This window comes from uncultured Tenacibaculum sp., from assembly GCF_947499065.1.
GTDB lineage: Bacteria > Bacteroidota > Bacteroidia > Flavobacteriales > Flavobacteriaceae > Polaribacter.
On sequence record NZ_CANMMT010000001.1, the window covers coordinates 668,395 to 694,375 of the forward strand.

A 25,981-nucleotide genomic window follows, 5' to 3' on the forward strand; every position below is an offset into this window, starting at 1 on the left:
AAAAAACAAAAACAGACCAATTGGTTTGTTTTTATAAAACCATTAAATTACAACCACGTATATCAGAATTATCGAATCGGCCAATAATTTCAAAGCTATTATCAGGATATACTTTTCCTAAATCTTGAGTAGCAATAAAAGAACAAGAATTGTAGTTTGCTAAATCAATTACATTAATACCACCAGATGTTCCTTTTGGTAAAGTTGTAAGTGGATCTTCAGTATCTCTAGTTAAAATTTGCATCCATGGAGGACAGTTAAATATACCATTCCCTTTTGAATATCCTTGACTTAATAGTTCTGTCATTCCATATTCTGAATGAATTTTTTCCACACCAAAACCTTTTCCTAAAATTTGATGTAATTCATTTCTAATAAGTTCTTTTCTTCTACCTTTCATTCCACCAGTTTCCATTATGATGGTATTACTAAGTTCAAAATCGTATTGCTCAATCAAATCTAATAAAGCAAAAGAAACTCCAATTAATAGTACTTTTTCACCCTTTTTATCTAGTTCCTTAAGTTTTTTAGCGAGTTCAGATAAATTGTTGAGATAAAAACCACTTTCAGGTTGTTTTGATTGTTTAATTAAATCATCAACCATGTAAATCAAAGAAGAACCTTTTCTTTCTAAATAATTGGGTAATAAAGCTAAAACTGTATAGTCTTCAATATTACCATAGAAATATTCAAAGCCTTTTAAATAACTAGTTTCATACCATGATAAATCGGTTACCAAATGTTTACTAGTAACACTTCCTGTAGTACCAGAACTAGAAAAAGTTTCTTGAATTTCATCTGTAGATGAAAGTACATTTCTAGTTTTAAAAAACTGAATAGGTAAAAAAGGAATTTGTTCAATTGTTTGTACATCTGAGGGATGTATGTATAATAAATCACAAAATGAACGATATACCTTGTTGTTTTTAAACTGATGTTTAAAAACATTTAAAGCTACGTTGTTAAATTCTTCTCTGGATTGTATGTTGAAAACTTGATCTTTCATAAACTTTGACAAAAATAATAGTATTTAACGCAACCTTTTTAATTTTTCTTCATCTAGTAATAAAAGAAGAACATATGAAGAGTATTTATTGGTTAAAAATTATTGTAATAACTTTATTATTAACGTCCTGTATATCGAATCAAAATAATTATGATAAAACAATATTAGTTGCTTCAAAAAAATTGAACTGTACCGGAGTAGGAACTCAAAAATGTTTATTAGTTAAAGAAACTACAGGGAAAAATTGGGAATATTTTTATGATACTATAGAAGGATTTAATTATGAAGAAGGTTTTGAATATGTACTGGAAGTTTCTGAAAAAGAAGTTTCACCATTACCAGCTGATGCTTCAGCTATTAAGATTGTTCTAGTAAAAATTGTTTCTAAAATTAAAAAAGACTCAGAAAATTTACCAAGTGACTAAAAAATAAAAATTATGAAAAAAATTTATGTATTAATCTTGTTTATAGTAATCTCATCTTGTCAAAAGAATGATGAAATATTTATTAATCCTGAAAATTTATTGTTAGGAAGTTGGACAAATTCTGTATATGATTCGGAATCAGAGACTACTACTTTTGAGCGTGTTTACCAATTACCAAGTGAACAGTATGGTGTTTTATTTGAAAGAGATGGAAGTTTTATAACTAGAACATCAGGATTTTGTGGAACACCTCCATTAACATTTTACAACACAAAAGGAAGTTTTTTATTAGAAAATAAAATAATTAAAGTGACATCTCAAGAGTTTCCATTGAGTTTTAATTGGGAAATTGTTTTATTGGATGAAAAAAAATTGGTTATAAAAAGAACATTAACAAATCAAGAAAAAGACTATCAAAAGTTAATGATTTTATTTTCAGAAATAGAAACGTTGGCAAGAAGTGTTTCTTGTACAGACAGTAATGAGTGGAGTTTTACGGGTTATGGAACAAAAGCTTGTGGCGGTTTTCAAGGATATATAGCGTATTCAAATAAAATAAATGTATCTGATTTTTTAGAAAAAGTTACAACGTACACGAAAAAAGAAGATGAGTACAATAAAAAATGGAACATTGTTTCGAATTGTAGTGTTCCTTCAAAACCATCAGAAGTAAATTGTGTAAACGGATTACCTGTGTTCAAATATTAATTATTTTTAGTAAAATATTAAACGCATCAACCTAAAAGAACTTATACAAAAGTGTTGCCAAAATGATATAAAGGCACAAGCAAAAGTTTATCAAATTTTTGCTAAGAAATTGTTTGGTGTATGTTTAAAATATTCTAAAAATTATGAGGATGCAGAAGATACTTTACAAGATAGTTTCTTAATAATTTTTAAGAAAATAAATAAATATAAAGGCAATGGATCTTTTGAGGGATGGATGAAACGAATTGTTATTAATGAAGCAATACAAAAATATAGGAGAAAATCACCGTTAAGAATTGTTAAAGAGGAGATTATAGAAGATTCCGAAGATGAAATAATGGTTAATGAAAGCTCTTTAAATGTTGATTTTTTATTAAATATAATTCAACAGTTACCAGATAGGTACAGACTAGTTTTTAATTTATATGTTTTAGATAATTATTCACATAAAGAAATAGCAAAGTTATTAGAAATATCAGAAGGGACATCTAAATCAAACTTATCTCGAGCAAGGAAGTTATTAAAAAAGCAAATAGAAAAACATTATCAAAAACAAAAGGAAGCATAGATGGATGATTATAAAGACATAGATCGACTGTTTCAAGAAAAGCTTGAAAATTTTGAGACTACTCCAAATCCAGAAATTTGGGAAGCTATCGAATCAAAACTTCAGAAGAAGAAGAAAAGACGTATTGTTCCTTTTTGGTGGTATAGCGGTATTGCAGGAGTTTTAATAATTGGAATGCTGTTTTTTTATAATAAAGATGAGAAAGAACCAATTAGAACATTTGATGATGTTCCAGTAATTGTAGAAGAGAAAAAAGAAGAACAAAAAGAAATCAATTTTAAAGATATACCTCAAATAGATAAAGATACAGTTCAAACAGAATTAGTGTACAAGGAAACTAATAATTTAGAGATTTTAGAAAACAAAAAAAGAAGAAGAAATAAAAAACAGCTTAAACCTCTTAATGAAGATGCTGTTATAGTATTAGCTAAAGAAAAAGTAAGTAAGGATAGTAAGAAAGGGTTATTGTCTGATAAAAAAATTGCTTTGAAAAAGATTTTTTCTGAAAAAGAAAAGGAAGAAATAATAGCACATAATGATAGTGTGTTTAAAAAAGAAACAAAAAAAGATTTTTTAGCAGAAGTGTCTAAATTAGAGAATATTAAAGAAGAAAAAGAAATTGAAAAAAAATGGTCAGTTACGCCAACTATTGCAATTCTTAATTCAAATTCATTTTCTAAAACATCTCCTCTAGATAAAAGTTTTGATTCTAATACAAGTGGAGATAATTCAGTTGCCTATGGTGTTAGAGTTAATTATAAACTAAACAATAAATGGTCTTTACAAACAGGATTTTTTAAGAGAAATATAGATTTTTCTACCAATAACCTTTCTGTTGTTTCTAATGTTTCTGGAAGTAATTTAAAAAATCTGAATTATAATTCAGGAATATCGTTTGTTGTTATAAATAATAGCGGACTCTCAAGTGATTCAATGGTTTTACAATCAATAAACATAGTAGATAAAAACGTTAATTTAAAACAAACTTTTGGATATATAGAAATACCTCTTGAGGTTAAATATACATTAATAGAAAAGCAAAAATTTAATACCAAATTAGTATCAGGTTTTAGTACATTATTTTTAAATAATAACGCTATTTTATTAGAAAGAAATAATGAAAGTAGTAGTATTGGAAGAGCAACTAATTTAAACACTATTAATTTTAGTGGAAATTTGGGTATTGATTTTAATTATTCATTGAACAGTAAATTAAACCTTAATATTACGCCAATGTTTAAAATACAAATGAATACATTTTCTAATACAGCAAATGGTTTTCAACCATACACTATCGGAATATACAGTGGACTATCATATAAATTTTAAAAAACGAGAACAATGAGAAAATTAATTTTAATTATTTTCACTATAGTGCTAGCATCATGTAGTGTAGATGATACAAATTATCAAATTAAATTACTTACAATAAAAGAATCTACAGTACCACCAAGTTTTAAATTCGGAGAAGTTGATACTGTAAAGGTGGTGTATGATTTACCAAATTCATGCCATGGATTTCATAGCTTATATTATCAATATCAGGATACAACGAGGATAATAGCTATTAGAGCTCTTGAGATTTTAGACAAAAATTGTACACAAGCTACAATAGAAAGAGAGTTAAAAATACCAGTTAGAATATCTCAGAAGGAAGATTATTTATTTAAATTTTGGAAAGGAAAAGATAATGATGGAAAAGATATTTTTGAAGAAAAAGCAGTTCCAGTAAATTAAAAAAAAGAGGTTTTAAACCTCTTTTTTAATTTTTATAAATTTTAATTATTAGCTCTCCTTTATCATCCATAGAAGCTCTATACATTCCAGCTGTATTAAATTCAAAGGACATATTACCATTTTTATCCAAAGCAACAACTCCACCTGTACCACCAAGTTTTGTAAGTTTATTTTGAATTACATCTTTAGTAGCTTCTTTTAAAGATTTATTTTGATATTCCATTTGAGCAGAAATATCATAAGCAACCTGAGCCCTAATAAAATATTCTCCCCAACCAGTAGATGAAACACCACAAGTTTTGTTATTAGCATAAGTACCAGATCCTATAATTGGAGAATCACCAATTCTATTCCAGCGTTTATTAGTCATCCCACCAGTAGATGTCCCTGCAGTAATATTACCTTTTTTATCAAGAGCAACACAACCTACAGTACCATATTTACTATCTTTAATCTCAGGGTCATAAAAAGCAGATTTGGTATCATGATCTAATGCTGTTTTTTCTTTTTCTTTTATTTTTTGAAGAGACTTAAATCTTTTTTCAGTAAAAAAGTAACTAGGTTCTACAATTTCTAATCCTTGTTCTTTCGCAAAAATAGAAGCGCCCTTACCAGAAAGTAAAACATGATTTGAATTAGTCATTACCTTTCTAGCAGCTGAGATTGGATTTTTCACATCTGTAACACCAGCAACAGCACCAGCATTTAAGTTGTTTCCATTCATAATAGAAGCATCCATTTCATTGGTTTCATTATGTGTAAAAACAGCTCCTTTACCAGCATTAAAAAGAGGAGAGTTTTCCATAATATGAATTGTTTTTTCAACAGCATCTAAACTTGTACCACCATTTTTTAAAATATTATAACCAGTAGTAATGGCTTCTTTCAATTTAGCTTTATAAGCTGCTTCTTTTTCAGGAGTCATATTCTTTTTTAAAATTGTACCAGCTCCACCATGAATAACAATAGCAAATTCATTTGTTTTAAGCGTTGTTGAAGGCTCTTTTACTTTGGTACAACTAAGAATTAAAGAGCTTAAAGTAAGAAGAAAAAATGTTTTTTTCATTTGTTTTTTGTTTAATATTAAACAGAAACTAAAGGTTTTGTTTGATTTATATAAATGTAAAATTATTTGTAGTTTTGACAAATAAATTTAAAACAACTAAAATTACAATAAAAATGGCAGATTTTGGTATCAAGGAAGCTTTAGCTCAATTAGGCTTAAAAGATATAAATGATGGAACGTCAACAGGTTCAGTAAATTTCTCAAATGGAGAAATTATTGAAAGTTACTCACCAGTTGATGGAAAGTTAATAGGAAAAGTAAAAGCTACTACTAGAGAAGATTACGATAAAGTAATGGATGCTGCAACATCAGCTTTTAAAACTTTTAGAGCAATGCCAGCTCCACAAAGAGGAGAAATTGTTCGTCAATTTGGAAATAAATTAAGAGAGTTAAAAGAGCCATTAGGTAAATTAGTTTCTTATGAGATGGGTAAATCTTATCAAGAAGGTTTAGGAGAAGTTCAAGAAATGATTGATATCTGTGATTTTGCTGTAGGATTATCACGTCAATTAAATGGACAAGTAATTCCATCGGAAAGACCAGGACACGTAATGAGAGAGCAATGGCACCCATTAGGAGTAGTTGGTATTATTTCTGCATTTAACTTCCCAGTTGCTGTTTGGTCATGGAATACAGCTTTAGCATGGATTTGTGGTAACGTATGCGTATGGAAAGGTTCTGAAAAAGCGCCTTTATGTTCAGTAGCATGTCAAAACATTATTGCTGAAGTATTAAAAGATAATAACTTACCAGAAGGAATTTCTTGTATTGTTAATGGAGATTACAAAGTAGGTGAGTACATTACTGAAGATACTCGTATTCCTTTAGTATCTGCAACAGGTTCTACTAGAATGGGACGTATTGTTGGAGCTAAGGTTGCTGAGCGTTTTGGTAAATCATTATTAGAGTTAGGAGGAAACAATGCAATTATTATTACTCCAACTGCCGACTTAAAAGTAGTTGTTCCAGGAGCAGTATTTGGGGCAGTAGGTACTTGTGGTCAACGTTGTACATCAACTCGTAGATTAATTATTCACGAATCTGTGTATGATAAAGTAAGAGATGCTATTGTTGGTGCTTACGGACAAATTAGAATTGGAAATCCATTAGATGAAAATAATCACGTTGGACCATTAATCGATAAAGATGCTGTAAATACTTATTTAGCTGCTATTGAAAAAGCAAAAGCTGAAGGAGGAAAAGTATTAGTAGAAGGAGGCGTTTTAGAAGGAGAAGGATACGAAAGTGGATGTTATGTTAAGCCAGCTATTATAGAGGCTGAAAACCACTTTGAAATCGTTCAACATGAAACATTTGCTCCAATCTTATATTTAATGAAGTATTCAGGAGATGTAGAAAATGCGATTGAATTACAAAATGGTGTTGCGCAAGGATTATCATCATCTATTATGACAAGTGAAATGAAAGAAGCTGAAAGATTCTTATCGTTTGCTGGATCTGATTGTGGTATTGCTAATGTAAACATTGGTACTTCAGGAGCTGAGATTGGTGGAGCATTTGGAGGAGAAAAAGAAACTGGAGGAGGACGTGAGTCTGGTTCAGATTCTTGGAAAGTTTATATGAGAAGACAAACAAACACGGTTAATTATTCAGACGAATTACCGTTAGCTCAAGGAATTAAGTTCGATTTATAATAGATATTTATCTATAAATAATTAAAAAAGTCACATCTCTACGATGTGACTTTTTGTTTTGAGATAGTTAGGTTTTTTGTTACTTATCCATTGCTTCTTTAATTATCTTATAAGATTCATGAGCTTTAGACATTTTAGCATATTGAAGAGCTGTAAAATCACCTTTCTCAGATTTTGTATATAATTTTGCTCCTTTACTAATTAGTAATTTAACAATTTCTACTTTATTATATCTGGCAGCAAACATTAATGGAGTTAATCCAGTAGATTTTCTATTAATATTTGTGCCGTTTTCTATTAAACTTTTAACAGCGTCATAGTTTCCAGCTTTAATCAATTTACATAGTGTACTAACATTTGGATACTCTATTGATGTTTTAAAAGTTGGTTTGTGTAAATCAGAAGCTGTAATGGTTCCAAAAGATACTACGATAGCGAATACGGTTAAGATTAATTTTTTCATGATGTTGAGTTTTTTAGATTAGGATTATGACTAATAGACGCCTATTGAAAAAAAACGTTTCACTAGAAATTAATAGTTAACAGATATTTAATAAATGTTCTTAAAGAGGTCTTAAAATTAATTTTTATTTAATGTTAAATTATTGTTTTTTAAACTTTTAGTTCTTTTTGTGTATAAAGAAATAAAAATTAAGTTTTTAAACCTTTTGATAAAATAAGTGTCAAAATAAATATGGAAACAAGACAGATACAACATTTATATAATAGAATTGGTTTTGGAATTACTTCTGTAGAATTAGAAGAATATAAGAACAAATCCAAAAAAGAAATTATAAAAACTTTATTTGAAGAGTCTGAAAAAATACGTCCTTTAGAAATAGATACTTCTTTTATTTCAAATCTTACGAGAGAAGATTTGAAAAATAAAAAGAAGCGAAAAGAGCTTATGAAAATGAGCAGAAAAAAGATTATCGAACTTAATAAAGTTTGGTTAGATCGATTGTATTCACCAAAGGAATTGTTACGAGAAAAAATGACGCTGTTTTGGGCTAACCATTTTGTTTGTGAAGATAAAAACATGCTGTTTGCCAAGCAATATAACAATGCGTTGCGAACCCATGCATTAGGCGATTTTAGAACCTTTGTTAAAGTAATTTCAAAAGAGCCTGCTATGTTAAAATACTTAAATAATAAACAGAATAAAAAGAAAAGTCCAAACGAAAATTTTGCAAGAGAACTGATGGAGCTTTTTACTTTAGGACAAGGAAATTATACTGAAAAAGATATACAAGAAAGTGCAAGAGCATTTACTGGTTATAATCATAATTTTTTTGGTGAGTTTAGAATGCGCAGGCGCCAACATGATGAAGGAGAAAAAACATTTTTGGGATATACAGGAAATTTTGATGGAGATGATATTATAGATATTATTCTAAAACAGAAGCAATGTGCACAATTTATTTGCGAAAAAATCTATGGCTATTTCGTAAATGAAAATCTTAATTCTGAACATGTTAATAAAATGGTTTCGGTATTTTATCCAAATTATAATATTGAAGAATTAATGTTTTTTGTATTGACTTCTGAATGGTTTTATGAAGAAGAAAATATTGGAACCAAGATAAAGTCACCCATTGAATTTTTAGTAGGATTACATACAGTAGTTCCATTCACTATAGAAAAAAACAAACACAGTTTGTTAATTCAGAAGTTATTAGGACAAATTTTATTAAGACCTCCCAATGTAGCAGGGTGGAAGGGAGGAAAAACATGGATAGATAGTAATACCATAGTTACTCGATTAAGATTGCCATCCGTATTATTAAACAATGCAGAAATAACGTATTCAGATAAAGGAGATTTAGAAGATGAGGTAAGAAGTTTTAGCGAGAAAAGATTAAGAAGAAGAACTTTTATAAAAGCTACACCAAATTGGACTTCTTTTGAAAACAATTTTCCAGCACAGTCAAATCAAGAATTAATTAAACAAATTCTTATAAGTCCAATAAATAAAGGAACATTAAAAGTTTTAGAAAATAGTGAGTTAGTATCTAAACAAGATTTTTGTGTGCAGTTAATGTCGTTACCAGAATATCAATTATGTTAAAAAAGAGAAGAGATGGATAGAAGAAATTTTATAAAAAGAACTTCATTAGCAAGTGGTGGATTATTTTTTGTGCCTCAGTTTGTAAAAGCATTTGAGCAGCAAGCACAACAATTGTTTAGTAATAAAAAAATAATAATTGTTCAATTAAAAGGAGGAAATGATGGATTAAATACCGTTGTGCCTTTTAGAAATGATATTTATTATCAAAAAAGAAACGGAATTTCCATACCTAAAAACAATTTATTAAGGTTGAATGATGAGGTTGGTTTACATAAAAGCTTAGTACCACTTCAAAAAATATACGATAAAGGTTATTTGAGTATTATAAACAATGTAGGATATCCAAATCCAAATCGTTCACACTTTAGATCTACAGATATTTGGCAAACGGCAAGTGATAGTAATGAATATTTACAAAGTGGTTGGGTAGGACGCTTTTTAGACACAACCAATTCAAAACCATATAAGGCCATTGAAGTAGACGAAAGCCTCTCTTTAATGCTAAAAGGAGAGCTGCAAAATGGATTGGCAGTAACTAACCCGAAACTTTTATATCAGTCGCTTAAACAGCCTTTTTTTACCGAAATTTTAAATAATTATAATGATACACATTTAAATGAGCATAATCTAGGATATTTATATAATACAATGATAGATGCTAAATCTTCGGCAAAATATATTCATGAAAAAAGTAAGACTACAACATCTAAAGCAAGCTATCCAAAAAATGTATTTGGAAAACAATTAAAAACAATTGCAGAATTTATTAATTCAGGACTAGAAACACAAGTATATTATGCAGCTTTAAGTGGTTTTGATACACATGCAAATCAGGTAAATAGACAAGCTCGTTTATTAGACTTATATGCTAAGAGTATGGAGGTTTTTGTAGATGATTTAGAGAAAAATAATAAGTTGGACGATGTGTTGATAATTACGTTCTCAGAATTTGGTAGGAGAGTGCAACAAAATGCAGCAAATGGAACAGATCATGGTACAGCGAATAATGTTTTTATAATAGGAAAACATTTAAAAAAGCAAGGCTTATATAATGACTTGCCTGATTTACAAAATTTAGACACTAATGGAGATTTAAAATATGAAATAGACTTTAGAGAAATTTATGCTACACTTTTAGATAAATGGTTGCAAGTGGATGATACACAAATTTTAAATAAACAATTTTCTAAATTAAGTTTTGTATAAGAGCTATTAATCTAAAGAACTTAAAATTTTTCTAGCTTTCTTGTAGTTATAATTTGTTGGGTTTTTAATAATAGTTTCTAAAGCTTTTTTCAAAGCAGATTTATTATTTAATTTCATGTAGGTTATGGCTTCATACCAGTTTCCTTTACTGGCATCAATAGCATCGCTTTGTTTTAATTTATTGAAAGTAATTAAAGCTTCTTTTTCATCATGTAGTTTTAGTAAAGAAATTCCTTTATAGATAAGAACATTAGGATTGGGTTTAGAAGAAGTATCTAATTGAAGATTACATAAACTTAAACTTTTTTGATAGTTTTCGTTTTTAAACGCAATTTCAATTTCTTCAAGAGCTTGTTGTTGATTATTCCCTTGGACGATAAAAGAAGGCATATCTATTTTATTAGAGTGAATAGCATATAATTTATGTAAACCAACAGGAATAGATTGATAATAAAAGAAAAGACCAACCAATGCTATTATTGTAGCAGCTATAGATACATAAAGGTAATTGTATTTTTTTCTAGTAGTTTGTAAATAACTCTTTTCAGCCGATAGTAAATTATTTTTGAAATTAGTATACTCATGTTTTTCAACTAATTTTTTACTCAGGAAAACATGTTCTTTTAAGTCATCATTATCAGCTATTATTTTTTCGAAAGCTAGTTTTTCTTCAAAAGACATTTCTCCTGCTAAGTAACGTTCGGTTTGTATTTCAATAGTGTTCTCCATAATTTAAATATCTTTCAAATCATAATACCTTTTGTCGCTTTGAATCATTTTAAACAGTTTTTTTTTACACTTAAAAACCTTTTGTCTAGCAGCATTTTCGTTAGGCAAATTAAGTTTTTTAAAAATTGATTCGTAAGGAGTTTTTTGTAGCATTAATTTTAATATGGTAATGCAATCATCTTTTAAGAGGTTAAATTTTTCTTCAAATAATTCCCATTGACGCTCTTTTAATTCGAATGTATTGTCTTCAATATCATTACTTATAAGAGTAGTTAGGTCGGTTTCTGTTACCTTATTTTTAGTTACTTTTTTAATCCATAGGTTTTTACAAGTAAAAAATAAATAACTATCAAAAGCTATAATTTTTAGATTTCCACTTTTAAGTCCAGAATATAAAATTAGCAAAGCTTCTTGAAAAATATCTAAAGCATCGGATTTTGTACCATTATTTTTCAGAATATATTTTTTTACTCCAGTAAAATTTTTGGCATAAATTTTCTCTAAAACCTCTTGTTTTCCCTCTATAAATAGCTTTATAAAATTCTGATTTTCATCTGTCATAGATTTTTTTTCAAAAAAGTAGTAACAAAGATGCTAAAATTACTCTTAATAAAAAACAGCGTTTAAATCTAGTACGCAAAAAGAAAATCTAGATGTATAATTAAACTAACCGAACAATGAAAAAATTTTTATTTTTTATAGCTGTAGTAATTTTTGCTAGCTGTAATTCAAACGATGAAACCCTTAAGGTAAATGAACAACCTAGAGAAGAATTTTTAACTAGGAGTGCCAATGAAGATTATAAAGATAATCAAATAGGATACTTTAAAAGTATTAATGCAAAATCAGTTATGGAAGGAAATAAAGAAGGAGAAGGTATTGTAACTGTATGGATAACTTATGGAGAATATAAAGAGATGAGAAGTAACCCAGATTATTTATTTAATGCTCGTAAAGTTAAAGGTAGTACTGAAGAAAATCCAATTATTGTCTCAGCTAAATATAATGGGGCAGTAGGAGGAGCAACTCCAATAGACTACGATGATTTAGATGATGATCCTGATAACCCTTGTGCTTCTGCAATTAAGTTAGATAAATTTAATAGATTTTATAATTCAAAAATGGGTTGTCAGTGGTCTTTTAACAGTTGGAAACAGTATCTTCAAGGTTTAGCTAATTCAACATGTTCAAGTTACAGTATTTGGAAACATGTATGTTGTAATAATGTGAATTACGGTTATATTATGGTTTTTCCACCAAATCCATGTTATCCAGATCCTAATTTTGAAACAGGAAAAGTGGTAACAGGAAAATGGATAGCATACAAATCAGAAGAAGCACATAATTAAATTTAAGTTTATTAACTAACTGTATGTTTTTATTTATAAAGCATACAGTTAATTTTTTATACTAGATTTTATTAGAGTTAATAACTAACAAACACTAATTGAAAATGATAAAAAATTTTCTACGCATACTATTTATGCTAATATTAATAGGTTGTCAAAACAATGAACTTGAAGAAGTAAATTTTAATAATGAAAATGTAATTTTTAAAAGTAGGCCAGCTGATAAACAAGAACAAGAAAATACAGTTGTAATTCGTTTTAAAAAAGGGTTAAGCGATTCGGAAAAAGCTGTAGTTAGAGAAAAATATAATGTTTTAACTTTTGAAGTTTGTTCATGTGGTGACCCCGAATTAGAAAATTGGTTTTTTTCAGGTAATTTAACTTTTGCCGATTTGGAAGAAAAAGTTTTGTCAATGGAATCAGATACCGATATGGAAGGAGCTGATCTTAACTTTAAGGTTACCATTGATGTTAGTGGAATAAGTAAACCTAATGTAAATGCGCAGCGGGAAGTATCTGTAGGTAATTTTAAACGAAATACATCAGATAAAATAGACGTTGTTATAGGTGTATTGGACTCAGGAATTAACCCATCGTATTTTCAATTTACAAAACCATTTTTATTTGATAGTACAGGAATGACTGATACTTGTGGAAACGAAATTTTTGGATGGAATTTTGTTAACAACAATAACTCACCAATTGATGATAGTGGTCATGGAACTCGAGTAAGCTATTTCATTTATGAACAATTAATCAATTCTCCTAAAAATTTTCAAATTCTTCCTGCTAAAGTTTTTGATGTTAATGGAAGTAGTTCACTTTTTACAATTAACTGTGGTTTTAGCTATTTAATAAAAAGAAAAGTTAATGTGATTAATATGAGTTTTGGTTGGAAAAATAATCCATCAAGTGTAATGAAATCATATATTAATGAAATTGAAAAATATATTTTAATTAACGCTTCTGCAGGAAACCTTGGTGAAAATAATGATGTAGTACCGCATTACCCATCTTCTTATAAGAACAACAATATACTAGCAGTTACTGCAATTGATAATACCATACCCCCAAATTTAGTTCTAGGAAATATTTCACTATCCAATTATGGTGAAAATTCAGTAGATATTGGAGTGAAAGGATTGGGAATTCCTTTTTATACTTCTTCTAATAACGGACCTATTTTTATTAGTGGAACATCATATTCTAGTGCAAAGGCTTCTGGTTTTAATGCATCATTGTATAAAACAGGTTTATCAATAAATGAATGGTACCATAAAATACTTCAGCATAGTATTCCTTCATCAAACCTTAACTTGATAAAACACAGTGCTTATTTAGAATTATAGCAGTATATTAGGAATGAATAAATACAATTCCTATGCATGTATCCAAAAAACATAAACAATTATTAAAATTATGTTTTTTGTGTATTTATGTATGTGTATTTAGTTTTCAGGTTTATTCTCAGCAATTTAATAAAGAAGAGTTTGATAGTATTGTAGGTTTAAAAAGTATTAGTACTGCTGAAAAAGTAACGGTGTTTAAAGAGAAATTAAAGAATGAAAAGAGTCAACAAATAGCTGCTGAGTTATGTTATAAAACAGTTGTTTTTTTTTGGAGAGAACGAAAAAAATCACCCTGGATATTAAAAGAAGGAATTTATTTTTTAAAAAAAGAGCAATCTATTAGAAGTACTTTAGATTCAACAAAAACTGCTTTAATAAAAAGAAACCTATTTAATCTTGGTTTGTTTTATAAAGAACTGAAAGATTATACGAATGCGATAAAGTATTTAGATGAGCTTATTTCGAATATACAAATACCAGATACACAGCTTGCAAAAAGTTATAAATTAAAAGGGAATATTTATACAAATTTAGGAGATTTTGAGAGAGCTGGTAACTATTTGAATAGAGCAAGAAAAATATTTAAGAAACTAGGATTAGAAGATAGATTATTCAGAGTAAATAATGATTTACTGAAGTTATTGATTGATAAAAAAGACAACAAATCCTTTTCGTTTTATAAAAAGTTATCTGAAGAAAATAAAATTATAAAGGATAGTTTTAGGGCTACTTTTAAAGATACGTTTGATTTTTTGTACAACTCTGCTAGTATTTTATATCACAATAAACATTACAAGCAATCGATTATAACATATAAAGAAGTACAAAAAATGTTATTAAAACTGGATGATTCAATGCGTTTATCCTCTTTTTATAGTAATCTTTCCCTTCCTTTTTTGAAAGAATTAAAATCTGATTCAGCAAAATATTACTGTAATGAAGGACTTAAGTATACAAATTCAAAAAACCTATTAGGAAAAAGCGCTTTATATGATAATTTAGGGGATGTATATCTTTCAGAATCTAAATTTAAGAAAGCTCTTTCTTATTATGATAAAGCTATTCAAACAATATCGCTAAATAGTTCTGATGAATTTCCTACAACAATTTATTTTAAAGAACTATTGGGATATCATTTAGATAAGTTGAATGCACTAATTACTTTTTATGAAGAAAAACAAAGTACTCGTATTTTGCAGGAAGCCTATGAATTGTTAACTAAAATAGATTCTCAATTTGACACGATTAATTATACGAGTAAAGAACGAATATCTAAACTTTTTTGGAGAGAAGAAGGGAGAGATTTTTATATTAATGCTGTTAAAATTTGTTACCGTTTAAAGAAATTGAAGGAGGTTTTTTATTATATAGAAAAAAGTAAAGGAATACTACTTTTAGAGAATACGAATAATCAATTTGCTAAAAAATTAGCCAATCTTTCAGATTTTTTAATTGAAAAAGAAGATAGTTTAAAAAAGCGAATACTACATTTTAACGAACAAATAAACCGTACTCAAAAAGCCGCATTTAAGGATAGTTTATTTTTAACTAAAGAAAAATATTTTACTTTTTTAAATACTCTTGAAAGAAATAATATAAACTACTATAGGTATAAAACAAGTATTCCTATAACTACTATAAAAACTGCAAAGAAGAATTTAAGAAATGATGAGTTAGCTATTTCTTATATTTTAGGAAAAGATAGTGGGTTTGTTTTGGTGTTATCTAAAAACAAGTATAAGGTTTTACCTTTAAAAAATTACAGTGAATTAGTTTCTTTAGCAAAGAGATATAAAAAATTATGTTTATCACCTATCCAATATAAAGAAGAATTAAGCACGTTTAAAAATATATCTAATAGACTATATCAAATACTATTTCCAAAAGAAATAGCGTCTTATTTTAAGCGTTATAATAAATATTCAATAGTAACTGATGGTATCTTAAATAATATTTCATTCGATGCCTTAATCCCTTTTGTAAATAAAGATGGCAGTTTCAAGTATTTGATAGAAGAAAAAGAGTTAGTATACCATAATTCATTATCATTAACATTATTAAATAATTCTTTACAAACACCTTTTTTTAAACGTCAGTACAATTTTATAGTTAATAAATTTAAAGATACCAGTTTTACTTCTTTAACAGTAAAAAAAGAACCTTTTTTCAATGATAAAATGTTTGTTAATGAAGAAGTATCAAAAGAAAATTTTATAAAAGAGTTTAAAAAAGCTTCTTCAATTTTTATTTCTAGTCATGCAGATGGGAAAAATCAAATTCCTTGGATTGCTTTATACGATCAAAAATTATACTTAAACGAATTGTTTTTCCTTAATAGCCCTAAAAATTTTGTGGTTTTAAATGCTTGTGAAACGGGGGTAGGTAGATTACAAACAGGAGAAGGAAATTTTAATTTAACAAGAGGTTTTTTAAATGCAGGAGCAAAGAGTGTATTGTCTACACAATGGCAGGTAAATGAGAAGTATAATACTGAGATTTTAAATAACTTTTTAAAAGCTTTAAAAAGTGGAAATCCAAAATCTACAAGCTTAGCTATTGCTAAAAGAAAATATCTAAGGAAGTATAAGAACACAAATTTAAATTCCCCTTATTATTGGGCCGTTACTACAATTACAGGTAATGATTGTCCTTTACCTCATAATAAGAATTATACCATTTTTGTAGTTGTCTTAGTAGCTTTATTGTTAATTCTTTATATCTTAAAATATTCGAAAAAACGATTAAAACATAAACGTTAATTATACTTTACTTTACGTAATACACGCATAGCTTCTTTGTATTTAATATAAGTAGTTTTATCGTCTAAATTTTTAATATAACTTTTAGCTTTTCTTAGTTGAGTTGGGGCGTCTAAAAAACCATTTAAGTAGCAAATTAGGTAGGAGGTAGGTAGTTTAAAAACATCTTCATGTTCTATAACAGATAAAGCTATATTATTTTCTATTTTATTAATAATAGTGTTGTTGTTATTATAAATATGATTAATAATGATGCTATCGTATTGAGGAGGTTCAAATAGGAATTCGGTAACGATATCGTGTTTTCCATTATCTTTAAAATTAATAATGGTTTTTTCTAAAGGATATCGTTTTTCACTTTTATCAATTCCTAAAACTATATACTCGGTAATAATAAAAGATTGCTCGTTGTAACTTATTTGTACATCATCCAGCGCTGAAAAAAATAAACGAACTTGTTCGTTTATTAATTCGATGTCTACTCGAGTTAAAAATTCTTTATCATTAACAAGCTTTTTTTTACCTGCCCAACATAGAACAAACTGTTCATTAAAAACTTTGTATTGTGGATTGTATTCTGGTTTATGATTATTGATAAAATCAAAAACACCATCTAAAGTAAGTTGAATATTATTGCTAGCATTTTTTTCAATAGCTTCTACAATAGGAGCATTTTCATTTTTGTGTTCAAGTATGTTTTCTGTAGGAATAGAATTGCTTCCTCTACGAAAGAACACAGTTTCTTTTCTATATTTCCAAGCGTTTTTAGATAAGGAAGTAACCTGTTCATTGGGATAAATAGTTACTAAACCAATTACTTTATGTCGAGGTAAACGAGGAAACGGAACATTTTCATACTCAACTTTAGGAGGGTTATTTAAATAGGCATTGACTAAATTCTGAATTTTACTATCATCATAAAAATCAACACCTACAATTTTGTTTTCTTCATCTTCAACTCCAATAACAATGTATGAGTTATTTTGAGGATTAGAATTTGATAAAGCACAGATATGTTTAATAAACTTAGCTTTTCCTTCTTTAGAACTTAAAGAAAGTTTTTGCTTTTTATCATAAAAACTATTCTCATCGTTATGAGATAATAAGTTTTTAATAAGTAAGCGTTTATTAATCATTTTTAAGGTACTTTATGGCCTTGACTAGCTACAAGTAAAGAAAACCAATCTTCTGTTTCTAATTTTATAAACTGAGCCTTTGTAGCTTCTTTTATACGTTGAATATTAGTAGTTCCAATAACAGGTGTAATCTTAGCAGGATGCTTATATAACCAAGCCAATAATAATTGACTTTCAGTAGCATTATATTTTTTACATAAATGTACTAATTCTGTTTTAATTCGTTCGTTTTGATCTGAATGTTCCTTAAAATAAGAACCTAAAGGACTCCATGCCATTGGTTTTACATTATGAATTTGCATATGATCTAAACTACCATTTAGCATTGAAGAAAATTGAGTTAACGATACTTCTATTTGATTAACTGTAATAGAATTCTTCTTATTAATTAAATCAGTTTGTGATGGAGTAAAATTAGAAACACCAAAGTCAATAATTTTGCCTTGCTTTTTTAATTGGTCAATCGCTTCATAAACTTCATCAGCTTGCATTAATGGACTTGGTCTGTGTAATAATAACAAGTCCAAATATTCAGTTTGTAAATTTTTAAGAGATTGTTCTACACTCCAAATAATGTATTCTTTTGAATAATCGTAATATTTTACTCTATTGTTTCTTGTTTTTCCAACGTATTGAATGCCACACTTAGAAATTAACTGAATTTGATTACGGTTAACTTTACTTTCAGTAAAAGCCTTTCCAAAATCAGCTTCAGTAGTATAATCACCATAAATATCAGCATGGTCAAATGTGGTGATGTCATTTTCTAAGCAAGTATGAATTAAAGTACTCATTTCTTGAGTATTTAGGTTTTTACCCCAAATCCCCCAAGTCATGCAACCAGCAATTAGTTCTGAATAATTAGACATTTTTATTTAAAATTGTTGCACTAGCTTGTGCAGTTGGATATACTACTAAATCTTCAATATTAACATGATAAGGTCTGGTAACTATAAAATGAATGATATCGGCAATGTCTTCAGCTTGTAAAGCATTATAACCTTTGTAAACATTTTTAGCTTTTTCTTTATCTCCTTTGAAGCGTACATCTGAAAACTCTGTTTCTACTGCTCCAGGGTGAATGCCAGAAACTCTTATGTTATGCTTGTTTAAATCAATACGCATCGATTTATTAATAGCATTTACAGCATGTTTAGAAGCACAATATACATTACCATTGGGATATACTTCTTTTCCTGCAATAGAGCCAATATTAACAATAAAACCACTATTTCTTTCTATCATTTGAGGTACAATAGCTTTGGTTACATAAAGTAGTCCCTTTACATTAATATCAATCATAGCATCCCAATCATCAATATTTCCATCCTGAATAGCACTTAGCCCATGAGCATTTCCAGCATTGTTAATTAAAATATCTATTTGACGAAAGTCTTGAGGTAAGTTATTTATTGCTTTTTGTACTTCATTTCTATCTTTAACATCAAAATTTAAAGTAGCAACTTCAGTATAGTTACTTAGTTGTTTTTGTATTTCATCTAATCGGTTTTTTCTACGACCACATAGAACTAATCGAATATTATTTTTAGCAAAAATCTCAGCAGTTGCTTTACCTATACCAGATGTAGCACCAGTAATAAGAGCAGTAAGTTTCATTATTTATGTTTTGGTTAAAGGTAGGTTATTCAACCAAAAAATAAAACCTTTATAAGAATACTTAACAAAAAGTTTATAAAAATAAAAACCGCCCCTTTGTGGGGGCGGTTCCTTTTAGTTGGTAACTACACCAACCAAAAATCAACTAACCAAACTTTATTTTAAATATTTTCTATCAACTGTCTTTCGTTGTATTTTAGTACGTTTTCTACCATTATTCCTTACGGTAGATTTTGCAGTACTGTTATTTTTTCCTTTTAAATATTGTACAAATCCTTTACCAGAAAAAGTGTACGTTGTTTTTGAACTTAAGTGGAACAATTCTATCGTTTCATCATTTATAACGCTTAACTCAAATCTTTCAGTATCTCCACCATCATAATTAAGTGTTAAAAGTTTTAGATTCTCAAATCCTGAAATATTGGCTACTTCATAACCTCCCACATAGTCCCACTTAATTATATCAATATTCGTGCCAAAAGCATCATGAGATGAATAAAATGTCACATTGTTTTCAGGAGTAAACTGTAAAAAATGCTCATCATCAAATGCATTTGGAGTTCCACCTTTTGCACCTATTCTTTCCCAAGCAATGTATTCTTGTAAAAAGTATTCTATGTTTTCATAAAATAGTTTATCATAATCAAAATTATTTCTTTGATAACCTATTAGATAATAACTAACATTTTGCGATAAATCGTCAATTCTAATTTCATTGTTTGATAATTGAACAACATTAAAATCATAATTCCCATCTAAATTATGACGTGTTTCTAAAACAGTTCCTATACCTCTATATGTACCAACTATAATTCCTAAACCATTTCCTGTTTTACCTATATCTGTAATATTATTATTAGCATACATCGTTCCATTTAAAAATGATACTGTAAATGCTTTTGAAAGAAAAGGAACATCTCCTGTACCTGTTGTTCTGTGATAATCTATATACCATAAATCGTAACTAGAGATAAATTGGTTTAATGAAAAAGCATTATCATCAATTATTTCATTTTGTACAACACAAGATGTAAGAGTAACACTTGTTGCTATAAATAAGAATAGTAATTTTATACGTTTCATAAGCTTTCATTTTATGGTTATGCTTATGTATTTTCAAATTACGTGCCAAAAATAAAAAACACCTCATTGAGGTGTTTTTTATTTTAGTTTTGAGGTTTTACCGATGGCATAAAAACCTTTTCTCCTTTTTTAATGTTTTCTATTTTATAATAATGAATTTTAGTTCCTACTTTATAAGTAACGATGGCTTCATTTTCTTTTAATTCAAAAGGAAAGTCATTTTCACTTTTTGCACTAGCTGTATTTCCATGTTCTTCTTTAGGGTCAGCATGTAATGTTAAATCTTTTCTATCTTGATCTGTTGAGGTATTATAACGTGCAGCTATATGTTGCTTATCCTGTTTTTTTTCAATTACAGCTTTAGTAACTCTATTTTGAAAGAAAACCTTTTCAAAATCAACTGAATCTTCCGAAGTAAATTCAATAATTAAATCAAGGCTATTATTACCAGGTAAACCACCTGTTATATGGGTGTATGTAGCAGATTTCACAGAAAAAGGAGGGTTGCTATCCATTTTCATACTTGCACATTGAGTAAATGTAAAAGCTAATATTAAGATTCCGAATAATTTCATAGGATTACTATTTTATTGTTTAATTTTAGAGATTCAAGTAATGTGCCAAGGTACAAATATATTTATATTTTTAAAATGTTGAATTACAGTTATTGGGAGCTTAAAGAGTGGTTTACTAATGTTGATTTTACAGTAGTAGGTAGTGGAATTGTTGGATTAAATTGTGCGTTAGAATTAAAGAAAAAACATCCGAGTTCGAAGATTTTAATTTTAGAAAAAGGAACTTTACCTCAAGGAGCTAGTACCAAAAATGCTGGGTTTGCTTGCTTTGGAAGTTTGTCTGAATTAATTGACGACTTAAATACACATACTGAAGAAGAGGTTTTTAATTTAGTTAAGAAAAGATGGGAAGGATTAGCTTTATTAAAAAAGAATTTAGGAGAAAAAAATATCGATTTTCAACAGAATAAAGGATACGAATTATTTCAAGATGATGCTTTTTTTGAAGACTGTTTGAGTAAAAAAGATAAAATAAATGAATTGTTAGAACCTTTATTTAAATCAGATGTTTTTCATGTAAATGAAAACATTTTTGGTTTTAATAATATTCATGGAAATTATATTGTAAATGAATATGAAGGTCAGATAGATACTGGTAAAATGGCTGCAAGATTATTAAATTTAGCTCAATCGTTTGGAATCAAAATTATTAATAATATAGCAGTTGAAAATTATACTGAACTTAACGGAAAAGTAGTTGTTAAAACTAAACAGATAGAGTTTGCGACTAAAAAAATATTCATTGCTACCAATGGTTTTGCAAAACAATTGCTTAATGAAGATGTACAACCAGCTAGAGCACAAGTTTTAATTACAAAACCGATTAAAAATCTTCATATTAAAGGAACTTTTCATTTAGATAAAGGGTATTATTACTTTAGAAATATTGATAATAGAATATTGTTTGGAGGAGGAAGAAATTTAGATTTTAAAGGAGAAGAGACAGTAGAGTTTGGGCAAACAGAATTGATTCAAAATAAATTAGAAGAGATTTTAAAAACTACCATTTTACCGAACATTGATTTTGAAATAGCCCATAGATGGAGTGGTATTATGGGAGTTGGAAATCAAAAAAAGGCTATTGTAAAACAGTTATCTAATAATGTTTTTTGTGGTGTTCGTTTAGGAGGAATGGGAGTTGCTATAGGTAGTTTGGTTGGAAAAGAATTAGCAGATTTGGTATGAATATAAAGGAAGAACTATTTAAGCAATGTGTTGCTTATGTAAATAAGCGAATGAAAACTGTTGAAGAAATAATTTCATCTAATAAAAAAGCATTGCAATCTGAAACAAAAAGCTCAGCTGGAGATAAGCATGAGACAGGTAGAGCAATGTTGCAGTTAGAAATGGAAAAAGCAAGCCAACAACTTAGCGGGATTGAAAAAATGAAAGAAACGCTTTCTAAAATTAATTTAGAAGGAGTAACAGATGTAGCTCACTTAGGAAATGTGGTTGTAACGGATAAAAACATGTACTTTTTAAGTATTAGTTCAGGACAATTAAAAATAGCGGATAAAATTTACTTTTCTGTTTCAGTTTCTTCACCAATAGGGCGTTTATTATTAGGAAAGAGAATAGGAGAATCTTTTGTTTTTAACGCTAATAAGCAAACGATAAAAGAAATATTTTAACTAAAAGGTAGGGTAAAATAAATTAAAACGGTTTTACTATAGGAAAGGTTGCTACCCTTCACAAGGAAAAGAAGTTTTATAGTACACTTTTATCATTTTTTAGTGTTTAGACTGGTAAGAGTGTATTTTTCTACAGAAATAAAGATATTTAAAATAGTTGAGTAATAATTATGAGATAGTTATTATTGGTTTAAACAGTTTCGTTAAAATATAATGAAACTGTTTTTTTTGTATCTATAACTGAGTGATGATTGAAGAAAATAGTTTGGTTATTGTAATATGCTTCTATAAGCCAATAATATCCTTTGAAATATGCTTTTTTAACTATAGCTTTACTATTAGAATCTTCAACAACTTGTATTTGATGAGGATACAATAAAACTTGTTTTTTATTCAAAAAAAACTCATTTACATCATCAAATAAAGAAGCAATATATTTTTGTTTTAGCCCTTTGTATAAACTAGCAGGTGTATCATTAGCAATAACTTCATGATTCTTTATTACAATCATTTTATCAGCAAATGATAGTGCATCATTTCCATCATGTGTGGCAACAATACAAGAAATATTATTTTCTTTTAAATAAGCAAATAACTTTCTTCTTAGAGAATTCTTTTTAAAGTTGTCTATTTGACTAAAAGGTTCATCTAAAAGGAGTAATTCGGGTTGCTTAGCTATTGCTCTAGCTATAGCAACACGTTGTTGTTGACCTCCACTTAAATTTTTTACTTTTTCGTTAGCAAACGAAGTCATTTCTATAACCTCAAGAAGTTCTTGTGTTCTTTTTTCTGCTTCTTCTGGATAAAAACGAGAGAGGAATTTTTTAATATTTTCACTTACAGAAATAAAAGGCATTAAGTCAAAATCTTGTGCTACGTATTTAAAAAAATCCATTCCAGGCACCAAATGATGGGCTGGCCCTAAAATTTGAATATCATTCCAATAAAGTTTACCTTCATTTAAATCTAATAAGCCGTAGATGGCTTTTAGTAAAGTAGATTTTCCACAACCACTTTCTCCCATAACACATAAGTGCTCTCCTTTTTCTAAGGAGAAATTAATGTCTTTTAGGGTTGGTTTTTCATCAGAATATGAAAAAGAGATGTTGTTAACTTTTAGCATAGCTGCAAAAATAATGAACTATACTTTTTAATATAAAAAAAACCGACGCAAAAGCATCGGTTTTTGTATTCTATCAAAAGAAAAAATCTTTTTACCAGATTCTAACTCTTTCTTCTGGTTTTAAATACATTTTATCACCTTCTTTTACATCAAATGCTTCATAGAAAGCATCAACGTTTTTAAGAGGCATATAAGCTCTATATTGACCTGGAGCGTGTGTATTTGTCATGATTAAGTTCTTTAAAGCCTCATCACGCATTTTAGTTCTCCAAATAGTACCCCAAGAAAGGAAGAAACGTTGCTCAGGAGAGAAACCATCAATATCATCAGGACGACCACTCTTTTCTAAGAATACTTTTAATCCTTCGTAAGCAGCTTGAACACCACCTAAATCACCAATGTTTTCACCTAAAGTATACTCACCATTTAAGTGCATACTATCAATAGCAATAATGTCACTATATTGTTTTACTAATTTACTTCCAACGTCTTTAAACTTTTTAGAATCTTCTTCAGTCCACCAATTTTTAAGGTTTCCGTCACCGTCAAAACGAGCACCAGAATCATCAAAACTGTGTGAAATTTCGTGACCAATAACAGCTCCAATTCCACCATAGTTTACAGCTTCATCAGCTTTATAGTTGTAGAAAGGTGGTTGTAAAATTGCCGCTGGGAATACAATTTCGTTGTTTACAGGGTTAAAGTAAGCATTTACTGTTTGTGGAGACATTCCCCATTCAGTTCTATCTACTTCTTTACCTAATTTAGCCATGTTTTTATCAAAGTTCCATTTAGAAACATTAATAGCATTATCAAAATAAGTACCCCCGTTTTTTAATCCTTTAACTTGTAAAGCAGAATAATCTTTCCATTTATCTGGGTAAGCAATCTTAACAGTTAATTTATGTAATTTTTCTAAGGCTTTTTTCTTAGTTTCCTCACTCATCCAAGGTAATTGAGCAATACGTTTTTCAAAACCTAACATTACATTGTCAATCATTTCCTTAGCTTTTTTCTTAGCTTCTGGTGGGAATTTAGCATCAACATATAATTTACCTAAAGCTTCTCCAATTGCACCGTTTAGGTTACCTAAAGCTCGCTCGTCTCTTGGGCGTTGCTTTTTAGCTCCACGCATTTCTTTGCTGTAAAACTCCCAGTTAGCTTTTTCTAAGTCAGTAGATAATAATCCTAATGAATTATTAATTGCATTCCAACGTAATAATAATTTAATATCTTCTACTGGACGAGTTTTAAGAATTTCACTCATTGCTTTAAAATATCCAGGGTCGGTAACAATTACTTTATCAATGTTGTCTACACCAATTCCTTTTAAGTGAGCAGCCCAATCAATTGTTGGAGCTAAAGTAGTTAACTCTTCAATAGTCATTGGGTTATACATTTTACGTGTATCTCTACGCTCTTCTTTAGTCATCATTGGTTCTGCTAAACTCTTTTCAAAACTAACAATGGTTTCAGCGTTTTTCTTTGCAGTAGCTTCATCATCACCAAATTCTTGTAACATTTTAGCTACAAATTCTTGATATTTTTCAAGCTTATCTTTTACTTTATCATCTACATAATAGTCTCTAGATAAACCAAGTCCACCAGCACCCATATAACCAGCATTCATACTACTGTTTTTAAGGTCGTTGAAAACTCCAAATCCATAGAAACCACCACCTCCATAAGGAGCCATGTTAGTAATAAAATCTTGAACACCATTTAAATCTTTAATTTCCTCAATTTTTTTAAGGAAAGGTTTTAAAGGTTCTTTACCAGATTTGTTTCTGGCAACGGTATCCATAATAGTTTCGTAGTAGTTTACAGCTTTTTCTTGGTCAGAATCAATTTCGTTTCCTTCAGAATCTTTTATTTTAGGAAAGTTTCCTTCTTCGATGGCTTTGTTTAAGATAGCTAATACATCAGCATCTGTTTTTTTACGAAGTTCTCCAAAACCTCCCCAAGAAGTTCTGTCGGCAGGGATTTCAGTTTTATCCAACCAAGCCCCGTTTACATATCTAAAGAAATCATCTGTAGGCTTTACAGAGGTATCCATATTTTCTAAGATAATTCCCTGTACTTTTTCTTCAGGTTGCTTATCTGCTTTTTTATCTGTTTTACAGGATGCAATTGCTAAAGAAGCGACAGCAGTAGTAAACAGCATTTTGTGAATGGTTTTCATTGTATATAA

General features: G+C 28.7%; 25 protein-coding genes. 13 read left to right on the forward strand and 12 right to left on the reverse strand.

From position 1 onward, the window contains the following. Positions 1–31: 31 nt before the first annotated feature. Positions 32–1,006 carry an acyl transferase gene (locus tag Q0958_RS03065; protein WP_299119452.1) on the reverse strand — a complete coding sequence of 325 codons (975 nt, stop codon included), beginning with the start codon at positions 1,004–1,006 and terminating at the stop codon, positions 32–34. 74 nt (positions 1,007–1,080) lie between these two features. Here Q0958_RS03065 and Q0958_RS03070 point away from each other — a divergent pair, with 74 nt between their 5' ends. The 5 genes from Q0958_RS03070 to Q0958_RS03090 all read left to right on the forward strand — a co-directional run bounded on the left by Q0958_RS03070 (position 1,081) and on the right by Q0958_RS03090 (position 4,444). Further along, entirely contained in the window at positions 1,081–1,431 is a 351-nt protein-coding gene (locus tag Q0958_RS03070; protein ID WP_299119455.1) for a DUF4377 domain-containing protein, read from the forward strand. A 12-nt stretch (positions 1,432–1,443) separates the two neighbouring features. After that, positions 1,444–2,139, forward strand: a complete 696-nt coding sequence (locus Q0958_RS03075) for a hypothetical protein (RefSeq protein WP_299119458.1) — start codon at positions 1,444–1,446, stop codon at positions 2,137–2,139. Positions 2,140–2,206: 67 nt separating this feature from the next. Then, entirely contained in the window at positions 2,207–2,707 is a 501-nt protein-coding gene (locus tag Q0958_RS03080; protein ID WP_366140135.1) for a sigma-70 family RNA polymerase sigma factor, read from the forward strand. Continuing rightward, the gene (locus Q0958_RS03085; protein WP_299119461.1) at positions 2,708–4,036 is read left to right on the forward strand and encodes a hypothetical protein; all 1,329 of its coding nucleotides are present in this window, start codon (positions 2,708–2,710) and stop codon (positions 4,034–4,036) included. 12 nt (positions 4,037–4,048) lie between these two features. Then, positions 4,049–4,444: a hypothetical protein gene (locus tag Q0958_RS03090; RefSeq protein ID WP_299119464.1), complete on the forward strand. Its 396-nt coding sequence runs from the start codon at positions 4,049–4,051 to the stop codon at positions 4,442–4,444. Between the two features lie 25 nt (positions 4,445–4,469). Here Q0958_RS03090 and Q0958_RS03095 read toward each other — a convergent pair whose 3' ends face one another. Further along, the gene (locus Q0958_RS03095) at positions 4,470–5,510 is read right to left on the reverse strand and encodes an isoaspartyl peptidase/L-asparaginase family protein (protein ID WP_299119467.1); all 1,041 of its coding nucleotides are present in this window, start codon (positions 5,508–5,510) and stop codon (positions 4,470–4,472) included. 113 nt (positions 5,511–5,623) lie between these two features. On the opposite strand from Q0958_RS03095, the gene Q0958_RS03100 reads away from it, so the two are divergent. Further along, positions 5,624–7,165, forward strand: a complete 1,542-nt coding sequence (locus Q0958_RS03100; protein WP_235274531.1) for an aldehyde dehydrogenase family protein — start codon at positions 5,624–5,626, stop codon at positions 7,163–7,165. A 79-nt stretch (positions 7,166–7,244) separates the two neighbouring features. Here Q0958_RS03100 and Q0958_RS03105 read toward each other — a convergent pair whose 3' ends face one another. Next, positions 7,245–7,628, reverse strand: a complete 384-nt coding sequence (locus Q0958_RS03105) for an ankyrin repeat domain-containing protein (RefSeq protein WP_299119472.1) — start codon at positions 7,626–7,628, stop codon at positions 7,245–7,247. A 231-nt stretch (positions 7,629–7,859) separates the two neighbouring features. Between Q0958_RS03105 and Q0958_RS03110 the strand changes: the two genes are divergently transcribed. Then, positions 7,860–9,233 (forward strand): DUF1800 domain-containing protein, encoded by a 1,374-nt coding sequence (locus Q0958_RS03110; protein WP_299119475.1) that lies wholly within the window; start codon positions 7,860–7,862, stop codon positions 9,231–9,233. 12 nt (positions 9,234–9,245) lie between these two features. After that, complete coding sequence (locus Q0958_RS03115) at positions 9,246–10,439, forward strand: DUF1501 domain-containing protein (protein ID WP_299119478.1); 1,194 nt, start codon at positions 9,246–9,248, stop codon at positions 10,437–10,439. A gap of 6 nt (positions 10,440–10,445) precedes the next feature. Here Q0958_RS03115 and Q0958_RS03120 read toward each other — a convergent pair whose 3' ends face one another. After that, positions 10,446–11,168 (reverse strand): hypothetical protein, encoded by a 723-nt coding sequence (locus Q0958_RS03120; protein WP_299119480.1) that lies wholly within the window; start codon positions 11,166–11,168, stop codon positions 10,446–10,448. 3 nt (positions 11,169–11,171) lie between these two features. Next, positions 11,172–11,729 carry a sigma-70 family RNA polymerase sigma factor gene (locus Q0958_RS03125; RefSeq protein ID WP_299119482.1) on the reverse strand — a complete coding sequence of 186 codons (558 nt, stop codon included), beginning with the start codon at positions 11,727–11,729 and terminating at the stop codon, positions 11,172–11,174. 116 nt (positions 11,730–11,845) lie between these two features. Between Q0958_RS03125 and Q0958_RS03130 the strand changes: the two genes are divergently transcribed. From Q0958_RS03130 to Q0958_RS03140, 3 genes are all read left to right on the forward strand, one after another. After that, a complete protein-coding gene (locus Q0958_RS03130; RefSeq protein WP_299119484.1) occupies positions 11,846–12,517 on the forward strand; it encodes a hypothetical protein in 672 nt (223 codons plus the stop codon). 134 nt (positions 12,518–12,651) lie between these two features. Further along, the gene (locus Q0958_RS03135) at positions 12,652–13,866 is read left to right on the forward strand and encodes a S8 family serine peptidase (protein WP_299119485.1); all 1,215 of its coding nucleotides are present in this window, start codon (positions 12,652–12,654) and stop codon (positions 13,864–13,866) included. Between the two features lie 77 nt (positions 13,867–13,943). Further along, a complete protein-coding gene (locus Q0958_RS03140; RefSeq protein ID WP_299119487.1) occupies positions 13,944–16,625 on the forward strand; it encodes a CHAT domain-containing tetratricopeptide repeat protein in 2,682 nt (893 codons plus the stop codon). Here the strand turns inward: Q0958_RS03140 and Q0958_RS03145 are convergent. The 5 genes from Q0958_RS03145 to Q0958_RS03165 form a co-directional block, all read right to left on the reverse strand. Continuing rightward, positions 16,622–17,761, reverse strand: a complete 1,140-nt coding sequence (locus Q0958_RS03145; protein WP_299119490.1) for an ATP-binding protein — start codon at positions 17,759–17,761, stop codon at positions 16,622–16,624. The two genes, Q0958_RS03140 and Q0958_RS03145, sit on opposite strands and share 4 nt — an antisense overlap. A gap of 2 nt (positions 17,762–17,763) precedes the next feature. Beyond that, on the reverse strand, positions 17,764–18,630 hold the full coding sequence (locus Q0958_RS03150; protein WP_299119492.1) for an aldo/keto reductase: 867 nt from the start codon (positions 18,628–18,630) through the stop codon (positions 17,764–17,766). Continuing rightward, entirely contained in the window at positions 18,623–19,378 is a 756-nt protein-coding gene (locus Q0958_RS03155; RefSeq protein WP_299119495.1) for an SDR family NAD(P)-dependent oxidoreductase, read from the reverse strand. Before Q0958_RS03155 ends, Q0958_RS03150 begins: the two co-directional genes overlap by 8 nt. A gap of 156 nt (positions 19,379–19,534) precedes the next feature. Next, positions 19,535–20,461, reverse strand: coding sequence for a hypothetical protein (locus Q0958_RS03160; RefSeq protein ID WP_299119497.1), 927 nt, complete (start codon positions 20,459–20,461; stop codon positions 19,535–19,537). An 83-nt stretch (positions 20,462–20,544) separates the two neighbouring features. Beyond that, a complete protein-coding gene (locus Q0958_RS03165; RefSeq protein ID WP_299119499.1) occupies positions 20,545–21,036 on the reverse strand; it encodes a hypothetical protein in 492 nt (163 codons plus the stop codon). Positions 21,037–21,114: 78 nt separating this feature from the next. On the opposite strand from Q0958_RS03165, the gene Q0958_RS03170 reads away from it, so the two are divergent. Further along, positions 21,115–22,221: an FAD-dependent oxidoreductase gene (locus Q0958_RS03170; RefSeq protein ID WP_299119984.1), complete on the forward strand. Its 1,107-nt coding sequence runs from the start codon at positions 21,115–21,117 to the stop codon at positions 22,219–22,221. Beyond that, positions 22,218–22,667: a 3-oxoacyl-ACP synthase gene (locus tag Q0958_RS03175; RefSeq protein ID WP_299119502.1), complete on the forward strand. Its 450-nt coding sequence runs from the start codon at positions 22,218–22,220 to the stop codon at positions 22,665–22,667. Before Q0958_RS03170 ends, Q0958_RS03175 begins: the two co-directional genes overlap by 4 nt. Before the next feature lie 190 nt (positions 22,668–22,857). Here Q0958_RS03175 and Q0958_RS03180 read toward each other — a convergent pair whose 3' ends face one another. Together Q0958_RS03180 and Q0958_RS03185 are read right to left on the reverse strand one after the other, a co-directional pair. Then, positions 22,858–23,790, reverse strand: a complete 933-nt coding sequence (locus tag Q0958_RS03180) for an ABC transporter ATP-binding protein (RefSeq protein WP_299119504.1) — start codon at positions 23,788–23,790, stop codon at positions 22,858–22,860. 91 nt (positions 23,791–23,881) lie between these two features. After that, the gene (locus tag Q0958_RS03185) at positions 23,882–25,972 is read right to left on the reverse strand and encodes a M13 family metallopeptidase (protein ID WP_299119507.1); all 2,091 of its coding nucleotides are present in this window, start codon (positions 25,970–25,972) and stop codon (positions 23,882–23,884) included. Positions 25,973–25,981 lie beyond the last annotated feature (9 nt).

Bases quoted from the DNA above. Each gene is read 5' to 3' on its own strand.
- Q0958_RS03085 (WP_299119461.1), top strand. From the start codon at position 2,708: ATGGATGATTATAAAGACATAGATCGACTGTTTCAAGAAAAGCTTGAA.
- Q0958_RS03155 (WP_299119495.1), bottom strand. From the start codon at position 19,378: ATGAAACTTACTGCTCTTATTACTGGTGCTACATCTGGTATAGGTAAA.
- Q0958_RS03130 (WP_299119484.1), top strand. From the start codon at position 11,846: ATGAAAAAATTTTTATTTTTTATAGCTGTAGTAATTTTTGCTAGCTGT.
- Q0958_RS03075 (WP_299119458.1), top strand. From the start codon at position 1,444: ATGAAAAAAATTTATGTATTAATCTTGTTTATAGTAATCTCATCTTGT.
- Q0958_RS03135 (WP_299119485.1), top strand. From the start codon at position 12,652: ATGCTAATATTAATAGGTTGTCAAAACAATGAACTTGAAGAAGTAAAT.
- Q0958_RS03125 (WP_299119482.1), bottom strand. From the start codon at position 11,729: ATGACAGATGAAAATCAGAATTTTATAAAGCTATTTATAGAGGGAAAA.
- Q0958_RS03100 (WP_235274531.1), top strand. From the start codon at position 5,624: ATGGCAGATTTTGGTATCAAGGAAGCTTTAGCTCAATTAGGCTTAAAA.
- Q0958_RS03095 (WP_299119467.1), bottom strand. From the start codon at position 5,510: ATGAAAAAAACATTTTTTCTTCTTACTTTAAGCTCTTTAATTCTTAGT.
- Q0958_RS03165 (WP_299119499.1), bottom strand. From the start codon at position 21,036: ATGAAATTATTCGGAATCTTAATATTAGCTTTTACATTTACTCAATGT.
- Q0958_RS03090 (WP_299119464.1), top strand. From the start codon at position 4,049: ATGAGAAAATTAATTTTAATTATTTTCACTATAGTGCTAGCATCATGT.
- Q0958_RS03175 (WP_299119502.1), top strand. From the start codon at position 22,218: ATGAATATAAAGGAAGAACTATTTAAGCAATGTGTTGCTTATGTAAAT.
- Q0958_RS03120 (WP_299119480.1), bottom strand. From the start codon at position 11,168: ATGGAGAACACTATTGAAATACAAACCGAACGTTACTTAGCAGGAGAA.
- Q0958_RS03180 (WP_299119504.1), bottom strand. From the start codon at position 23,790: ATGCTAAAAGTTAACAACATCTCTTTTTCATATTCTGATGAAAAACCA.
- Q0958_RS03160 (WP_299119497.1), bottom strand. From the start codon at position 20,461: ATGAAACGTATAAAATTACTATTCTTATTTATAGCAACAAGTGTTACT.
- Q0958_RS03105 (WP_299119472.1), bottom strand. From the start codon at position 7,628: ATGAAAAAATTAATCTTAACCGTATTCGCTATCGTAGTATCTTTTGGA.
- Q0958_RS03110 (WP_299119475.1), top strand. From the start codon at position 7,860: ATGGAAACAAGACAGATACAACATTTATATAATAGAATTGGTTTTGGA.
- Q0958_RS03115 (WP_299119478.1), top strand. From the start codon at position 9,246: ATGGATAGAAGAAATTTTATAAAAAGAACTTCATTAGCAAGTGGTGGA.
- Q0958_RS03185 (WP_299119507.1), bottom strand. From the start codon at position 25,972: ATGAAAACCATTCACAAAATGCTGTTTACTACTGCTGTCGCTTCTTTA.
- Q0958_RS03150 (WP_299119492.1), bottom strand. From the start codon at position 18,630: ATGTCTAATTATTCAGAACTAATTGCTGGTTGCATGACTTGGGGGATT.
- Q0958_RS03070 (WP_299119455.1), top strand. From the start codon at position 1,081: ATGAAGAGTATTTATTGGTTAAAAATTATTGTAATAACTTTATTATTA.
- Q0958_RS03145 (WP_299119490.1), bottom strand. From the start codon at position 17,761: ATGATTAATAAACGCTTACTTATTAAAAACTTATTATCTCATAACGAT.
- Q0958_RS03065 (WP_299119452.1), bottom strand. From the start codon at position 1,006: ATGAAAGATCAAGTTTTCAACATACAATCCAGAGAAGAATTTAACAAC.